Raw genomic sequence first — 15,430 nt, 5'->3', positions numbered from 1 at the left:
CGCGGACGGGACGGGATGTACATCGGGTGGGGCGCTCGGGAAAAAGGTGTTGGGGCGGGGGACAAAGGAACGAATCGGAGTCCAGCCACGGTAGTCAGGGCGACGGGTGCGGTTCAAGTTGTTGTCCCCAGCCTGTGGATAGTGTCTCCTCGTGACCGCTGGTTTGACCGGATGGCGTAGCCCCGCGTACCGTGACCAGGTCGAGTTGTCGATGGCTGCTGCCGCCTGCCTCCGATGGGCACAGATCGCTTCGAGGTGATCGGGAAGCGGTGCACTCGGGCGTAACTGCGAGCTACTCGTGGGCGCACGGTGACAGCCAGGACGGCACCCGCCACCACCGATTTATTTCTGGAGCCCCCTCGTGAGCAAGCGCACCTTCCAGCCGAACAACCGTCGTCGTGCCAAGACCCACGGCTTCCGCCTGCGGATGCGTACCCGTGCCGGTCGCGCGATTCTCGCGAACCGTCGTGGCAAGGGTCGCGCCAGCCTGTCCGCCTGATCCCGATCAGGTCATGACGTCGTGCTGCCTACCGAGCATCGGCTGAGGCGGCGCGAAGAGTTCGCGACCGCGGTACGACGGGGTCGCCGGGCCGGCCGCCCGCTTCTCGTCGTCCACTTTCGTAGCGGTGCCACGGACCCGCACGCGCCAGGGGAGAGCGCTCCCCCGACGCGTGCGGGTTTCGTCGTCAGCAAGGCTGTCGGCGGCGCCGTGGTGCGCAACAAGGTGAAGCGCAGACTTCGCCATCTGATGCGCGAGCGAGTCGCCCTGTTTCCCCCCGGTAGCCTGGTAGTCGTACGAGCGCTGCCCGGAGCGGGCGACGCCGACCATGCACAGCTGGCCCAAGACCTGGATGCCGCCGTTCAGCGGCTGCTGGGAGGGGGCGCGCGATGAAGTACCCACTGCTGGCGCTGATCAAGCTGTACCAGTGGACGATCAGTCCCTTGCTAGGGCCGGTCTGCAAGTACTACCCGTCGTGCTCCCACTACGGCTATACGGCCATAGACCGGCACGGCGCGATCAAGGGCACAGCGCTCACGGCCTGGCGCATCCTGCGGTGCAATCCGTGGTCGCTCGGCGGCGTGGACCATGTCCCGCCGCGCAAGCGTCCTAGGTGGCACGAGATGCTGCGGGGCGCACGGCCCGCAGACAAGGGCGGGACCTCCGCCGCCGAAACGGCCACTGAAGGGCTGAGTCCTTCGAGCCCGGCCGCAGAGACACCGTCCCATGCCCAAGGAGCATGATTAGTGGACACGATTGCCAGTCTTTTCAGCTTCATCACGACACCCGTTTCTTGGGTCATCGTCCAGTTCCACTCGGTGTACGGGAAGGTTTTCGGTCCCGACACGGGCTGGGCCTGGGGCCTGTCCATCGTGTCCCTGGTGATCCTGATCCGCATCTGTCTGATCCCGCTCTTCGTGAAGCAGATCAAGGCGACCCGGGCCATGCAGACCCTGCAGCCCGAGATGAAGAAGATCCAGGAACGCTACAAGAACGACAAGCAGCGTCAGTCCGAAGAGATGATGAAGCTGTACAAGGAGTCGGGTACCAACCCGCTCTCCTCGTGCCTTCCCATCCTGGCGCAGTCCCCGTTCTTCTTCGCCCTGTACCACGTGCTCAACGGCATCGCGACGGGCTCGACGATCGGCGTCATCAACGACTCGCTGCTCGCCAGCGCGCGTAAGGCGCACATCTTCGGTGCCCCGCTCGCCGCCAAGTTCACGGACGGCAGCAGCAAGGTCGAGGCGCTCGGCGCCACGCTGACCGACGTCCGGGTCGTCACCGCGATCATGATCGTGATGATGTCGGCGTCGCAGTTCTACACGCAGCGCCAGCTGATGACGAAGAACGTCGACACCACGGTGAAGACGCCGTTCATGCAGCAGCAGAAGATGCTGATGTACGTCTTCCCCGTCATGTTCGCCATCTTCGGCATCAACTTCCCCGTCGGTGTCCTCGTCTACTGGCTGACCACCAACGTGTGGACCATGGGCCAGCAGATGTACGTCATCCGCAACAACCCGACGCCGGGTTCCAAGGCCCAGGCCGCCTACCTGGAGCGCCTGACCAAGCACGTCACGCACCACGAGAAGACCCGCAGCCGGGGTGAGAAGGCCATCGTCAAGGCGATCGTCTCCAAGGGCCGCGACCGCAACGAGTTCGAGCGCAAGTTCATCAACAGCCTCACCAAGGTGGGCCTCGTGGCCCAGGCCGACGGCACTGTGGTGAAGGGCGAGAGCACGGCTGTGGAGTCCGAGGACGGTACGCCGACCACGGCCGCCCCCAGGCGTCAGCAGCCCAAGCGGCAGACCAAGGCCCAGCGCCAGTCCGCCGCCAAGGCGGCCGATGACAGTGCCGAGGGCGCGGCCGACGACGCCGACGAGCCGAAGACCTCGCTGAGCAAGTCGGACGAACCCGAGGACGCCAAGCCCGCCACCGCCGCGAAGAAGCCCGCCCCGAAGCCCGCCGGCGGCACCCGCAGCAAGGCCCAGTCCGGACAGCGCAAGGGTCCGCAGCGGCCCAAGTCCCCGTCCAAGAAGTAAGAAGGAGTCCATCCCGTGACGGAAGGCACCACCTCCGCCGCTGCCGAGGGTGCAGACACCCTGTCCCGCCTGGAGCAGGAGGGCGAGATCGCGGCGGACTACCTCGAGGGTCTGCTGGACATCGCCGATCTCGACGGCGACATCGACATGGATGTCGAGGCCGACCGCGCCGCTGTCTCGATCATCAGCGACAGCAGCGGCCGCGATCTCCAGAAGCTCGTCGGCCGTGACGGTGAGGTGCTGGAAGCACTCCAGGAGCTCACCCGGCTGGCCGTGCACCGGGAGACCGGGGACCGCAGCCGCCTGATGCTGGACATCGCGGGCTACCGTGCCAAGAAGCGCACCGAGCTCTCCGAGCTGGGCGCCAAGGCCGCGGCCGACGTGAAGAACACCGGCGAGCCGGTGAAGCTGAACCCGATGACCCCGTTCGAGCGCAAGGTCGTGCACGACGCGGTCAAGGCCGCGGGACTGCGCAGCGAGTCGGAGGGCGAGGAGCCGCAGCGCTTCGTCGTCGTACTTCCCGCCTGATCGGTCCCGACGTTCCACCGGCCCCGTCTGTTGAGCAGACGGGGCCGAACTTTGTCAGCCTGATAGTCCTGTAGTTCTGGTGGTCCTGGTGGTCAGCGCCCAATGCGCTCTTGCGGTACGGAAGGACGGTCCCCCGTGACGGAGGCAGCGGAGCTTCCCCCCGCGCCCGAGCAGGCGCGCGAGGTGTTCGGCGATCGCTTCGAGGATGCGGTCCGATACGCCGAGCTGCTCGCCGACGCGGGTGTGCAGCGCGGCCTGATCGGCCCACGTGAGGTGCCTCGTCTGTGGGAACGGCACCTGCTGAACTGTGCGGTCCTCTCGGAGGTCGTGCCGGACGGAGTGACGGTCTGCGACGTCGGCTCCGGCGCCGGCCTCCCGGGCATTCCCCTGGCCCTGGTCCGCGAGGACATCAAGATCACCCTGCTCGAACCACTGCTCCGCCGTACGAACTTCCTCACCGAGGTCGTCGAACTCCTGGGCCTCGACCACGTCACCGTGGTGCGGGGACGGGCCGAGGAGGTCATGGGCACCCTGCAGCCGGTCCATGTGGTGACGGCCCGGGCCGTGGCTCCGCTGGAGCGACTGGCCACCTGGGGCATCCCGTTGCTGCGTCCCTACGGCGAGATGCTCGCCCTCAAGGGGGACACGGCCGAGGAGGAACTCAAGAGTGCGGCGACCGTACTGAGCAAGCTCGGAGCCGTGGAGACGTCCATCCTGCAAGTCGGTGAAGGCATCGTCGACCCGCTGTCCACGGTGGTTCGTGTCGAGGTCGGAGAGAGCCCCGGCGGGGTTCGCTTCGCGGCGAAGCGGGCCAAGGCGGCTCGTACGGGGCGTACGCGGCGGCGCCGTTGAGGGTGTCTCAGCGTCTGAGGCGGGTCGGTCTCAGCGTGCGAGGCAGCTTGGTCTCAGCGTGTGAAGTGCGTCGCTGATCCGTCCTGACGACGAAACTTACTCCACACAAGCTGCCAAACCTATCCATGCCGGAGTGTCGCGACAGTTCGGGCCTCGGCTGCTGTGCATCGTGTTTCACGTGAAACGTCGCTCACTGCTCCACGGCATCATCAGCCGCAGCCGCGCGGCCGAACCCCGCGATAGGAAGCCTCTCGGATCACTCGGAGAGGTCACGGAGTTGTCCACAGAGGTGGAATTCTCCACAGAACAACAGGCCTCACTGGTTCACGACCCTGAAGACATGGGAGGCTCTGTTCATTGCGAGCCTGAAGTCGAGGAGAGTGAATCCTTGCGGTCCGACGCCAACATCGCGGGACCGATGACCGATCCGGTCCCCGGTCCCCGTACCGAGTCGATGGGGGAGGACGTTTCACGTGAAACACCGCCCCCTATGGACGACACTCCCATCGGTCGTGCTGCCCAACTGGCGGTAGAAGCGCTAGGTCGTGCCGGCGAGGGCCTGCCACGTCCTGAGCAGACCCGCATCATGGTCGTTGCCAACCAGAAGGGTGGGGTGGGCAAGACGACGACGACCGTCAATCTTGCCGCTTCGCTGGCACTGCACGGTGCCCGTGTTCTGGTGGTCGACCTCGACCCACAGGGCAACGCCTCCACGGCACTGGGGATCGATCACCACGCGGAAGTCCCTTCCATCTACGACGTGTTGGTCGACAGCCGGCCTCTCTCCGAGGTCGTGCAGCCGGTTCCCGATGTCGAGGGCCTCTTCTGTGCCCCTGCCACGATCGATCTCGCCGGTGCGGAGATCGAGCTGGTGTCCCTGGTGGCCCGTGAGAGCAGACTGCAGCGGGCGATTCAGGCCTACGAGCAGCCGCTGGACTACATCCTCATCGACTGTCCACCCTCGCTCGGCCTGCTGACGGTCAACGCGTTGGTCGCCGGCGCGGAGGTCCTCATCCCGATCCAGTGCGAGTACTACGCGCTGGAAGGCCTCGGACAGTTGCTTCGCAACGTCGACCTGGTACGGGGGCACCTCAACCCCAACCTGCATGTGTCGACCATCCTGCTCACCATGTACGACGGCCGGACACGCCTCGCGTCCCAGGTCGCCGACGAGGTGCGCAGCCACTTCGGCGACGAGGTGCTGCGGACGAGCATTCCCCGCTCGGTCCGTATCTCCGAGGCACCGAGCTACGGGCAGACGGTACTGACCTACGATCCCGGATCGAGCGGTGCCCTCTCCTACTTTGAGGCGGCAAGGGAAATCGCGCTGAAGGGTGTGGGCGTCAGCTACGACGCACCGCATGCGCACATCGGCGCTCAGAGCGACCAGAGCATGGTGGAGGGTGTCCAGTGAGCGAGCGACGGAGGGGTTTGGGCCGTGGGCTCGGCGCACTGATCCCCGCAGCCCCGACCGGGGAGAAGACGGTGGCTCCGGCCGCGGTGGGTTCCGCGTCTCCCACGGCTGTTCCGGTCATCACCGGCGACCGAGGGGTGGCCGCGGCGAAGGTCACCACGCTGCCGCCGGTCTCCTACGAGACAGAGGACACGTCGTACGGTGTCCCGCAGATGCCGGCGCCGCCCGTCGGTGCCTACTTCGCCGAGCTGCCCCTCGACGACATCACACCGAACTCACGTCAGCCGCGTGAGGTGTTCGACGAGGACGCACTGCAGGAACTCGTCACCTCCATCAAGGAGGTCGGCCTCCTCCAGCCCGTCGTCGTACGGCAGATCGCTCCGACGAGCTACGAGCTCATCATGGGCGAGCGGCGCTGGCGGGCCTGCCGTGAGGCGGGCCTGGAGGCGATCCCCGCGATCGTGCGGGCCACGGACGACGAGAAGCTTCTCCTGGACGCACTCCTGGAGAACCTGCACCGCGCCCAGCTGAACCCGCTCGAAGAGGCGGCTGCCTACGACCAGTTGCTCAAGGACTTCAACTGCACGCACGACCAGTTGGCGGACCGCATCGGCCGTTCGCGTCCGCAGGTCTCCAACACCCTGCGTCTGCTGAAGCTCTCGCCGTCGGTCCAGCGCCGTGTCGCCGCCGGAGTCCTCTCCGCCGGTCATGCCCGGGCGCTGCTCGCCGTCGACGACTCGGAGGAGCAGGACCGGCTGGCTCACCGGATCGTGGCCGAGGGGCTCTCGGTGCGCGCCGTCGAGGAGATCGTGCACCTCATGGACTCGCGGCCCCAGACGGCTCAGCGCTCCAAGGGCCCTCGGGCCGGCGCCTTGGTCTCCCCGGCACTGTCCGATCTCGCCACACGGCTCTCTGATCGCTTCGAGACCCGGGTGAAGGTCGACCTGGGCCAGAAGAAGGGCAAGATCACTGTCGAGTTCGCCTCGATGGAGGACCTTGAGCGGATCCTCGGTTCCTTGGCTCCGGGCGAGGGACCGGTCCTGCAGAGGAGCCTGGTGGACGACGACTCGGAGGACGAGGCCTGAGCCGTCTCGCTTTCGGCATGGTTGTTTCTGTTCGTCCGACCAGCAGAGCGGGCCGTGTCCGGTGTGTACCGGAACGCGGCCCGCTCTTTGCTTTCTGGCGGTATCGAGGGAATCTCATCATGGATACGATGCGTTCGGGTATGGCGCATCCACCTGGCAGCACCTCTTAGGGGAGGCAGGGGCCATGCGAACGGTGAGCCGCACCGGACTGGTGAGCGCGGGTCTGGGCCTGGGGGCGGTCGGCGGGTTCGTCGGCAGTCTGCTCAGGGAACGCAGCGCTCTGACAGCCGCCCGCGACGCTGCGGGCGAAGGAAGCGAGGATCAGCCTTCATGGGGCGTCGGCTCGTACCGCTCACGCTGGACAATCTCCCGGACATTCCCAAACGCTGTAGGTCGTGCGTCTTCTGGGAGTTGGACCCCGTCAGCGGGCAAGCCGCGCTGAAGGCGGGCACCGCAGCCTCGGAGAAGGAAGCCTGGATCTCCGCCGTCCTCCTGGACTGGGGCTCTTGCGGGCGGGTCGTCTACGTCGATGACGTGCCGGTGGGCTTCGTCCTCTACGCGCCCCCTGCTTATGTCCCCCGCTCGACGGCGTTTTCCACGAGCCCCGTGTCACCGGACGCGGTGCAGCTGATGACGTCGTTCATCATGCCGGGATACCAGGGGCAGGGACTGGGACGGGTCATGGTGCAGACGGTCGCCAAGGATCTGCTGCGGCGGGGCTTCAAGGCGATCGAGGCCTTCGGCGATGCCCACGGGAAAGAGGCCGCCTGCGTGCTGCCTGCCGATCATCTACTTGCCGTGGGCTTCAAGACGGTTCGCCAGCATCCTGCCTATCCACGGCTGCGGCTGGAGCTGCGCACGACGCTCTCCTGGAAGGAAGACGTGGAGATGGCGCTCGACCGGTTACTGGGAGCCGTACAGAAGGAACCAGCGCTTCGACCGCTCTAACGCGAAGGGGCCGACTCCGGAGAGTCGGCCCCTTCATGTTTCACGTGAAACACGGGTTTCACGGTTTCACGTGAAACATCACTTGGCGGCGATGAACTCGTCGAGGTCGCGAAGGATCGCGGCCTTCGGCTTGGCGCCGACGATGGTCTTGGCGACCTCGCCACCCTGGTAGACGTTCAGCGTCGGGATGGACATGACGCCGTACCTGGCGGCCGTGGCCGGGTTCTCGTCGATGTTGAGCTTGACGATCTCGATCTGGTCGCCGTGCTCGGCGGCGATGGCTTCGAGGGACGGAGCGATCTGACGGCACGGGCCGCACCAGGAAGCCCAGAAGTCCACCAGGACGGGCTTGTCGCTCTTGAGGACGTCCTCGTCGAAGGAAGCGTCGGTCACATTCTTCAGAGTGCCGGCCACGGCGGGCTCCTTAACTTGATCGTGCGGTGGGGTGGAGATGGGGGTCAGACGGTGGTCTTCGCGGGCTCTGCCTTCTCCTCGTCCGCCAGGGCGGCGAGGAAACGCTCGGCATCCAGAGCGGCGGAGCAGCCGGTACCGGCAGCGGTGATGGCCTGGCGGTAGGTGTGGTCGACGACGTCACCGGCGCCGAAGACACCGGTGAGGTTGGTGCGGGTCGAGGGAGCCTCGACCTTCAGGTAGCCCTCGCCGTCCAGGTCCAGCTGGCCCTTGAAGAGCTCCGTGCGGGGGTCGTGGCCGATCGCGATGAACAGGCCCGTTACCGCGAGGTCGGAGAGTTCCCCGGTCTTCAGGTTGCGCAGCTTGAGCCCGGCGAGCTTCGGGTCGCCTTCGATCTCGGCGACCTCGCTGTCCCAGACGAACTTGATCTTCGGGTCGGCGAAGGCGCGCTCCTGCATCGCCTTGGAGGCACGCAGGCTGTCCCGGCGGTGGACGATCGTCACGGACTTGGCGAAGCGGGAGAGGAAGGTCGCCTCCTCCATCGCCGTGTCGCCACCACCGATGACGGCGATGTCCTGGTCCTTGAAGAAGAACCCGTCACAGGTGGCGCACCAGGAGACTCCCCGGCCGGAGAGCGCGTCCTCGTTCGGCAGACCCAGCTTGCGGTGCTGCGAGCCGGTGGTGACGATGACGGCCTTCGCCTTGTGTACGGTGCCCGAGGTGTCCGTGACGGTCTTGATCTCACCGGTCAGGTCGACGGAGACCACGTCGTCCGGGATCAGCTCGGCGCCGAAGCGCTCGGCCTGGGCACGCATGTTGTCCATGAGCTCGGGGCCCATGATGCCGTCCTGGAAGCCCGGGAAGTTCTCGACCTCGGTGGTGTTCATCAGCGCGCCACCGGCGGTGACGGCACCTTCGAACACCAGCGGCTTCAGCGACGCGCGCGCGGTGTAGAGCGCCGCCGTGTAGCCGGCGGGCCCGGAGCCGATGATGATCACGTTTCGGACGTCGCTCACGGCTTGGTTCCTCGTCTCTGGACTGCGTCAGTACGACCGGTGGGAGCTCCTCTCAGAGCCTCCACCCCACCCAACGGATCCTACGGGGCCCGCATTCCCGCTGTGTCCGGGCACACGAAGACGGCACGCAGTGGGAAGACGCCACGAGGGATGCAGGGAAGGAGTCCGGAGTCAGGAATGCGCGAACGACTGCGTCAGAAGGACCTTGCCAGGGGTCGACGTCTGTCGGCTCACGCAGGTCGCGTCGACGACGTAGGCCGTGACCCGGCTGTTGTCGGAGGCATCGGGCAGCACCACGAGATAGGCGGCGGCCCCGTTGTAGGTGCCCTTCTTGAATCCGAGGACATCCGTGTTGCCACGGTCCACGCCTTGCCGGATGCAGTCCGGGATGGAGCCGGAGGGCTCGATCAGGGTCTTGGGAGTCTTGATGGAAGACTCCGCTCCGTCGGGTTCGGACGCGGCGTTCCAGGGTCCCCCACTCCTGATGCCCTGGCTTGTGGCCGTCTTGGAGGAGAGAAGATCCGAGACCTGGCTCTCCAACTTCCCCTTGGAGAAGGTGTCCGCAGCACTGGTCGGGTTCCCGTGAGCTGCGTCGGACGAGTTGTGGTCGCCCAGCGACTGGATGAACAGGGAGCCGGCCCCCAGAACGGCCGCGGTGAATACGGCTCCCAGGACGATCCTTCCGCGACGTCCGCCGCGGTTCCGCTCCCTGCGTTCCTTGCGATCCCTACGTCCGGGACCGGTCGCCGCATGTGCGTGTCCCGAGGGGCGGGCTGCCGTGGGCGATGTTTCACGTGAAACATCGCCCACGGCGTGCTCCCCGTCCCCGCTGTTCTCGCCCGTCGTGGCTCGGGACGCGGTCACCAATGTCGGTGCGGCCAAGGACTCCGGAGTGGTGGCACCCAGCAGTGCCTCCGCGGCGAGGGCCGCGTCGATCCGGCTGGCGACCTCGGCGGGCATGCGCGGCGGCCCGGGCATGGTGCCCAGCAGACTCCGGATCTCGTCGAGTGAGTCGTGGACGTCCGCGCAGAGTTCGCACTCGTCCAGATGCCGTCGTACCTCCGCTGTCCTGGACGGCGGGAGGAGACCCTCGGTGAGGTCGGAGATCTCTGCGACGTCCGGGTGCCCGGCCGTATCTGTCGTGGATGTCACGCTCGCCCACCTCCGCCCTTCACAGCAGCTGAATCGCTCGGCCCTGCATCCTTGGGACCCGTGTCGTGCGGTCCCGCTGCCGGTGGGACGGATGTCCCCTGCGCCCGGTTCCGTCCTGCGCCGGGTTCCTTGCCGTCACCGGCTCTTTCCGGCCGTAGATGGGTGAGCATCGGCAGCAGTCTTGCTCTTCCGCGGGCGCAGCGGCTCTTCACCGTGCCGGTCGGTACATCAAGGATCCGGGCGGCTTCTGCGACGGGGTAACCCTGCATGTCCACCAGAACGAGAGCGGCACGCTGGTCGGGCGGAAGGGTGCCCAGGGCTTCCAGCAGTTGGCGGTGCAGGTCGTTGCGCTCAGCGGGAGCCGCGGCCGACTCGTGCGGTTCCAGGAGTTGTTCCAGGCGCTCGGTGTCGTCGACCGGAGACGTTTTCCTGGAGGCGGCCTTGCGGGCACGGTCCAGGCAGGCGTTCACCGTGATCCGGTGGAGCCAGGTCGTGACGGCCGACTGGCCGCGAAAGGTGTGGGCGGCCCGGTAGGCGGAGACGAGGGCGTCCTGGACCGCGTCAGCGGCCTCCTCGCGGTCTCCCAGCGTGCGCAGGGCCACGGCCCAAAGCCGGTCCCGGTGTCGGCGTACGAGCTCACCGAAGGCGTCCGGGTCACCGGCGACATGTCGGGCCAGGAGTTCGTCATCGGGAACACCGTCGAGGCTGAGTGGCAAACACCCTCACCTCCTTCCGCTCGGCGAATATACCGTATAAGAGTTTTGGGCGAATGTAAACGAGTGAATTCAGTGACGCCCCTCGAGGAAAGGGGTGGACGATTTATGTGTACCGTTTTGGGGTGATATGCGAGAAATTATATTCCGATGGGGTCGCCGGTAAAAGATTACTAAGGGGGCGGCATCCGACTTATCATGAACATGGAAACAGGTCGGCGCAGTGTCACAAAGAAACCAGTATGTATGCGCAAGAGGACCGCACTGGTGGTTCTGGGGCTGCGATCGCGGGAGGGTTGGGTCTCGCGCCTACCGCGCAGGCTTCCACTTCTTGTACGTCCCTCAACGCGGACGACAGGGTCTGTCTCTTCCAGTACAACTCGAACTACTACGGCCCCTGCTTCAGTGTTGCCGCAGGTGGTCAGATCGGTAGTTTCGCGCGCATCGTTCTGACAAATTGGCGCAGTGCGAATGACAACATGAATTCGCACCACTTCATGTGACCAGAAAATCAATCGCCTGGGCCTGGGTGTCCCTTGCCTGCCCTGTCCTTGGCGGCTTGCTCATATCATGCGAAGCAGGCCGATGAAGAAGACACCGCCACCCCTACTGTCGGTACATAAACGACTCGGCTGTGGCGCGTCTCGCCGCGGACTGTATGACGGGCCTCGGCTACGAGTGGCCCTATGAGGAAAGCCCCATCGATTCGTCGCAGGCCATGAACGGGGGAAGATACGGAATTATCGACACTTCTACGGCGCGGAAGTGGGGATATCACCCCCCCCGGAGTCTCCGGATGATTCTGAAGCGGGCAACGCAGGAGACGAAGCCAAACAGTCACCTGCTGAGACCGAGGCCTATACCGGAAGATCCGCCAAGACTGGAAAAACCCTCAAAGATGGAACGGGGGGCTGCGCCGACAGAGCGCGCTCTCACATATTCGGCAAGGACGGGTTCAAGCCGGCTCTTCAGTATCTGCTCTCCTATCACGAGAATTCCTTCGTCGTGGCCAGCCGAGACGCTGAGGTCCGGAGAGCCATGGGCGATTGGAGCATATGCATGAAAGGATTTGGGCATGACTACAAAGACATGTGGGAGGTGAACAACGATCCCAGATGGCAGAGTGCGAAGCCGACCGCCGAGGAGAAGCGTATAGCTTACGGAGATTCTCACGTACAAAAAATCCGTCGACCGACGTTCCCGGCAGGTCCTGTCGTGACTCAGGACCCGGTGAAGCTAATCTCCGAAATGCCGCCTCGGAATAGTTCTGTGGAGCCGTCCGTGGGTAGTTCGGTGATGTGGATAAGTACGTATCGTGTGCGCAAGGGAGTCTTCAGTGATCCCTTTATCTCTTTGCTCGACGTCGTCAACGGCGTGAGGCGCTGGGAGAAGTCGGACAGATCCGAGGGGGATGATCCTCCACTGGGTGCCGCGAGTACTTCGACGGTCTGTCCACTTCGATACATGGTGATATCGAAGCCCTTTACCGTCTTGACGCTCCCGAGGTCCACGATGATGCCGCTGCCGTCTTTCCGATTCGGCAGGTTGCCGAAATTCGGATAACCCTTGTACTGCGGGGTGATCCAGGAAGTGCTCGTTTTCCCGTCGATGGCAAGCGAGACTTCGTCTTCCTTTATGCCTGACCCGCTCGGCGCGAATTCGGTTGCGCCATCGATCTTGAGCGGAACGCTCTTGGCGGGCTGCTTCTTGTCGGTGCCCTCGTGAGTGCCCTCGGTGGGGCTGCTGTTGTCGCTGTTGCCCTGGTCCATGAGCGCGTCCGCGAGCTGCCAACTCCCCAGGCCCAGCGCGGCGATCAGCAGCGCGGACACGGCCCACTTGAGGGCCTTGCCGGTGCGGCTCTGCAGCGGGGGTGGCGGGGTCGGCACGGCCTGGCCGGCACCGGGATGCGATGACGGGCGGCCGTACGTGCCCTGTTGGTACGTCGTGCGCTGGTACTCGGGCGGCGCGGTGAACGTGGGCTCCGGCGGGCGGATGCGGGGCATCTCGCCGATCGCCTTCACCAGCTCCTCCGGGGTGGTGCACGCCGATTCGTGCCGGGAGGCCGTGGCGCCGTCGTTGGCGAGCGCGCGCATGGCGAGCTCCGACAGACCTCGGTGGACACCCGCGCGCACCTGGTCGGGAGCGATGAGTCCGACGCCCTTGGGCAGCCCTGACAGGCCGTAGGCGTCGCTCTCGTACGGCCAGCGCTGGGTGAGCGCCGCGTACAGCAGGGCGCCGATCGCCTCCGTGTCCGTACGCTGCGGGGTGTCCGAACTGATGCCGCGCAGCGCGGCGTTGACGGCCAGGCCACGGATGCGCCACTGGCCGGACGAGGTGCGCAGCACGGCGTTCGGGTTCAGGCGCAGATGGGCGAGGCCCTCGCGGTGCGCGGCGGCCATGGCCGAGGCGATCTGACTGACCATCTGGTAGGCGTCGTGCACCTCCAGCGGGCCGGGGGCCAGAAGCGCCGTCAGTTCCGTGGCGTCGGGCAGCCATTCGTGCACGACGTAGACGAGGTCGTTCTCCTCCACGGCGTCCAGGACCTGGACGAAGCGGGGGTCACCCAGCAGCGCCGAGGAGCGGGCCGCGGCCAGCACCGAGCGGGCCCGCGCATGGTCCGCGGGCAGGATGTGGACGCCGACGGCACGGCGGAGTTTCTCGTCCACCGCGCGCCAACTGCTGAAGCCGTCCAGACGGGTGACGCACTCTTCGAGGCGATAGCGTCTGGCGAGCTTGTGACCGCTGTGCAGTTCGGGAGGCGAGGCCTTCTCGGTTTCCTCGATCCCGCCACTCCCCTGTGCCTTGTCGCTCTCCGTGTCCCGCTCCGGGTTCTGGGCCACCCCGTCGGCCGTGGACTGGTCCGCCTTGGCGGTCAGCGGCTTGTCGCCGCTGTTGTCTGCCACGTCGACGGCAGCCGTGCTCCGTTCCGCCACCGTCGCTCCTGCCTCCCCATCCGTTGCACGCTGTTCGACGCCGAAACCAATTGTGCCCACAGTCTGCCGCTATGCACGACACACAGCGGCGGACGATGGTTGTGCGTGTGCCCCCGCCTCAACGCCCCAAGCGCCCGCGCACCATGCCCACGAGGGAGTTGAGTTCCTCGATGCGCATGCGGCGGGCCGCGACGTAGAAGATTCCGAGCAGTACGGCACCGCCCACCAGCAGGGCGGCGAACGAGCCGACGACCCCCTGGCCGAGCGTATGTCCGATCCCGTAGCAAGCGGCACCACTGAGCAGTGCGGCCGGCACGGAGGCGATACAGAGCCGAGCGTACGTCCGCAGCACACGCGCGCCGTCCAGATCGCCGTTCAGCCGCTTCCGCAGCCGGTTCCAGGCGACGCCGACACCGATCGCGTAGGCGAGACCGTACGAGGCGGCCATGCCCACCACGGCCCAGCGGGCCGGGAGGACGAAGTAGCAGGCCACTGAGGCGCCGGCGTTGACGGCAGCCACGATGACCGTGTTGTAGAAGGGAGTTCGGGTGTCCTCGTACGCGTAGAAGGCGCGCAGGACGACGTACTGCACCGAGTACGGGATCAGGCCGAGGGCGAAGGCCATCAGCATGAAGCCCATGTTGGTGGCCTCGCTGGTCCCCGAGGAGCCGAAGATCAGCGTGCACATCGGGATGCCGAGCGAGAGCAGGCCGAAGGCGATCGGGACGATCGCCACGGCGGTCGTGCGCAGCCCCTGGGAGATGTCGTCGCGGACGGCCCCTCCGTCGCCCTCCGCCGCCGAGCGCGAGATGCGCGGCAGCAGCGCGGCCATCAGGGAGACGGTGATGATCGCCTGTGGCAGGCCCCAGATGAGCTGCGCGTTGGCGTAGGCGGCGAAGCCCGTGCCGTCGACGGGCGAGGACTTGCCCGCGGCGGTGGACAGTTGGGACACGACGATCGCGCCGGCCTGGTTGGCGAGGACGAAGAGGACGGTCCACTTGGCGAGCGTCGCGGCCTTGCCGAGGCCGTGTCCGCGCCAGTCGAAGCGCAACCGCAGCCGGAACCCGGTCTCCCGCAGATACGGGATCATCGCGAGCGACTGGACGACCAGGCCGAGCAGCACGCCGATGCCGAGCAGCCGCTGGCCCTCCGGCGGGATGTTCGTGACCTTCATGCCGGAGTTCGCGGAGGTGCCGTACACCCAGATGAACATGCCGAGGGTCACGATGATGACGACGTTGTTGAGGACCGGGGTCCACATCATCGCGCCGAACTTGCCCCGCGCGTTCAGGATCTGGCCCATCACGACGTGGACGCCCATGAAGAAGATCGAGGGCAGGAAGTAGCGGACGAAGGTGACGCCCACCTCGTTGGCCGCCGGGTCGTTGGCCACCGAGTCGGACAGCAGACGGATCAGGAGGGGTGCCGCGAAGACCGCGAGCGCGGTGAGGGCCCCCAACGCGACCATGACGAGGGTCAGCAGCCGGTTGGCGAACGCCTCACCGCCGTCGTCGTCCTCCTTCATGGCACGCACGAGCTGCGGGACGAAGACGGAGTTGAGACCACCGCCCACGGTCAGGATGTAGATCATCGTCGGCAGCTGGTAGGCGACCTGGAAGGTGTCGCCGAGCATGCCGACACCCAGCGCCGAGACGATCAGCGCGGAGCGGACGAAGCCGGTCAGGCGGGAGACCATCGTGCCCGCCGCCATCACGGCACTCGACTTCAGCAGGCCGGTGGCCTTCCCGCCCTTCTTGGGAGCGGCCGCGGGCGCCGGCGACGTGGGAGTGAGCTGCATCGTGGCGTCGGACATCGGCGCCGGGCCCGAGGGCGGCGC

15 protein-coding genes are annotated in these 15,430 nt (G+C 66.3%); 9 read left to right on the top strand and 6 right to left on the bottom strand.

The annotated features are described in order from the left end of the window. The first annotated feature begins 361 nt into the window (after positions 1-361). From rpmH to JHN63_RS01645, 9 genes are all read left to right on the top strand, one after another. Positions 362-499, top strand: coding sequence for a 50S ribosomal protein L34 (rpmH, locus tag JHN63_RS01685; RefSeq protein WP_006381191.1), 138 nt, complete (start codon positions 362-364; stop codon positions 497-499). Between the two features lie 21 nt (positions 500-520). Beyond that, the gene (rnpA, locus tag JHN63_RS01680; protein WP_200676827.1) at positions 521-892 is read left to right on the top strand and encodes a ribonuclease P protein component; all 372 of its coding nucleotides are present in this window, start codon (positions 521-523) and stop codon (positions 890-892) included. Continuing rightward, positions 889-1,242, top strand: a complete 354-nt coding sequence (gene yidD, locus JHN63_RS01675; protein WP_200676826.1) for a membrane protein insertion efficiency factor YidD — start codon at positions 889-891, stop codon at positions 1,240-1,242. Before rnpA ends, yidD begins: the two co-directional genes overlap by 4 nt. A 3-nt stretch (positions 1,243-1,245) precedes the next feature. Beyond that, on the top strand, positions 1,246-2,541 hold the full coding sequence (yidC, locus tag JHN63_RS01670) for a membrane protein insertase YidC (protein WP_200676825.1): 1,296 nt from the start codon (positions 1,246-1,248) through the stop codon (positions 2,539-2,541). A 15-nt stretch (positions 2,542-2,556) separates the two neighbouring features. Next, positions 2,557-3,069, top strand: a complete 513-nt coding sequence (locus JHN63_RS01665; protein ID WP_019055151.1) for a R3H domain-containing nucleic acid-binding protein — start codon at positions 2,557-2,559, stop codon at positions 3,067-3,069. 135 nt (positions 3,070-3,204) lie between these two features. Continuing rightward, entirely contained in the window at positions 3,205-3,921 is a 717-nt protein-coding gene (gene rsmG, locus JHN63_RS01660) for a 16S rRNA (guanine(527)-N(7))-methyltransferase RsmG (protein WP_200676824.1), read from the top strand. A gap of 340 nt (positions 3,922-4,261) precedes the next feature. Beyond that, complete coding sequence (locus JHN63_RS01655) at positions 4,262-5,335, top strand: ParA family protein (RefSeq protein ID WP_200676927.1); 1,074 nt, start codon at positions 4,262-4,264, stop codon at positions 5,333-5,335. After that, on the top strand, positions 5,332-6,420 hold the full coding sequence (locus JHN63_RS01650; RefSeq protein WP_200676823.1) for a ParB/RepB/Spo0J family partition protein: 1,089 nt from the start codon (positions 5,332-5,334) through the stop codon (positions 6,418-6,420). Before JHN63_RS01655 ends, JHN63_RS01650 begins: the two co-directional genes overlap by 4 nt. Before the next feature lie 330 nt (positions 6,421-6,750). Continuing rightward, positions 6,751-7,368, top strand: coding sequence for a GNAT family N-acetyltransferase (locus JHN63_RS01645; RefSeq protein WP_200676822.1), 618 nt, complete (start codon positions 6,751-6,753; stop codon positions 7,366-7,368). 78 nt (positions 7,369-7,446) lie between these two features. Here the strand turns inward: JHN63_RS01645 and trxA are convergent, their stop codons facing one another. The 6 genes from trxA to murJ all read right to left on the bottom strand — a co-directional run. After that, positions 7,447-7,782: a thioredoxin gene (gene trxA, locus JHN63_RS01640; RefSeq protein WP_200676821.1), complete on the bottom strand. Its 336-nt coding sequence runs from the start codon at positions 7,780-7,782 to the stop codon at positions 7,447-7,449. A 44-nt stretch (positions 7,783-7,826) separates the two neighbouring features. Next, the gene (gene trxB / locus JHN63_RS01635; RefSeq protein ID WP_200676820.1) at positions 7,827-8,795 is read right to left on the bottom strand and encodes a thioredoxin-disulfide reductase; all 969 of its coding nucleotides are present in this window, start codon (positions 8,793-8,795) and stop codon (positions 7,827-7,829) included. 171 nt (positions 8,796-8,966) lie between these two features. Continuing rightward, positions 8,967-9,947 carry an anti-sigma factor gene (locus JHN63_RS01630; RefSeq protein ID WP_200676819.1) on the bottom strand — a complete coding sequence of 327 codons (981 nt, stop codon included), beginning with the start codon at positions 9,945-9,947 and terminating at the stop codon, positions 8,967-8,969. After that, complete coding sequence (sigM, locus tag JHN63_RS01625) at positions 9,944-10,663, bottom strand: RNA polymerase sigma factor SigM (protein WP_200676818.1); 720 nt, start codon at positions 10,661-10,663, stop codon at positions 9,944-9,946. The genes JHN63_RS01630 and sigM overlap by 4 nt, the downstream gene beginning before the upstream one ends. A gap of 1,217 nt (positions 10,664-11,880) precedes the next feature. Beyond that, complete coding sequence (locus tag JHN63_RS01620) at positions 11,881-13,593, bottom strand: protein kinase family protein (RefSeq protein WP_200676817.1); 1,713 nt, start codon at positions 13,591-13,593, stop codon at positions 11,881-11,883. Between the two features lie 118 nt (positions 13,594-13,711). Further along, a partial coding sequence (gene murJ, locus JHN63_RS01615; RefSeq protein WP_200676816.1) for a murein biosynthesis integral membrane protein MurJ occupies positions 13,712-15,430 on the bottom strand: 1,719 nt, incomplete at its 5' end.

It is taken from the genome of Streptomyces sp. MBT65, assembly GCF_016612545.1.
Taxonomy (GTDB): Bacteria; Actinomycetota; Actinomycetes; order Streptomycetales; family Streptomycetaceae; genus Streptomyces.
This window is presented reverse-complemented; position numbering and strand designations above follow the sequence as displayed.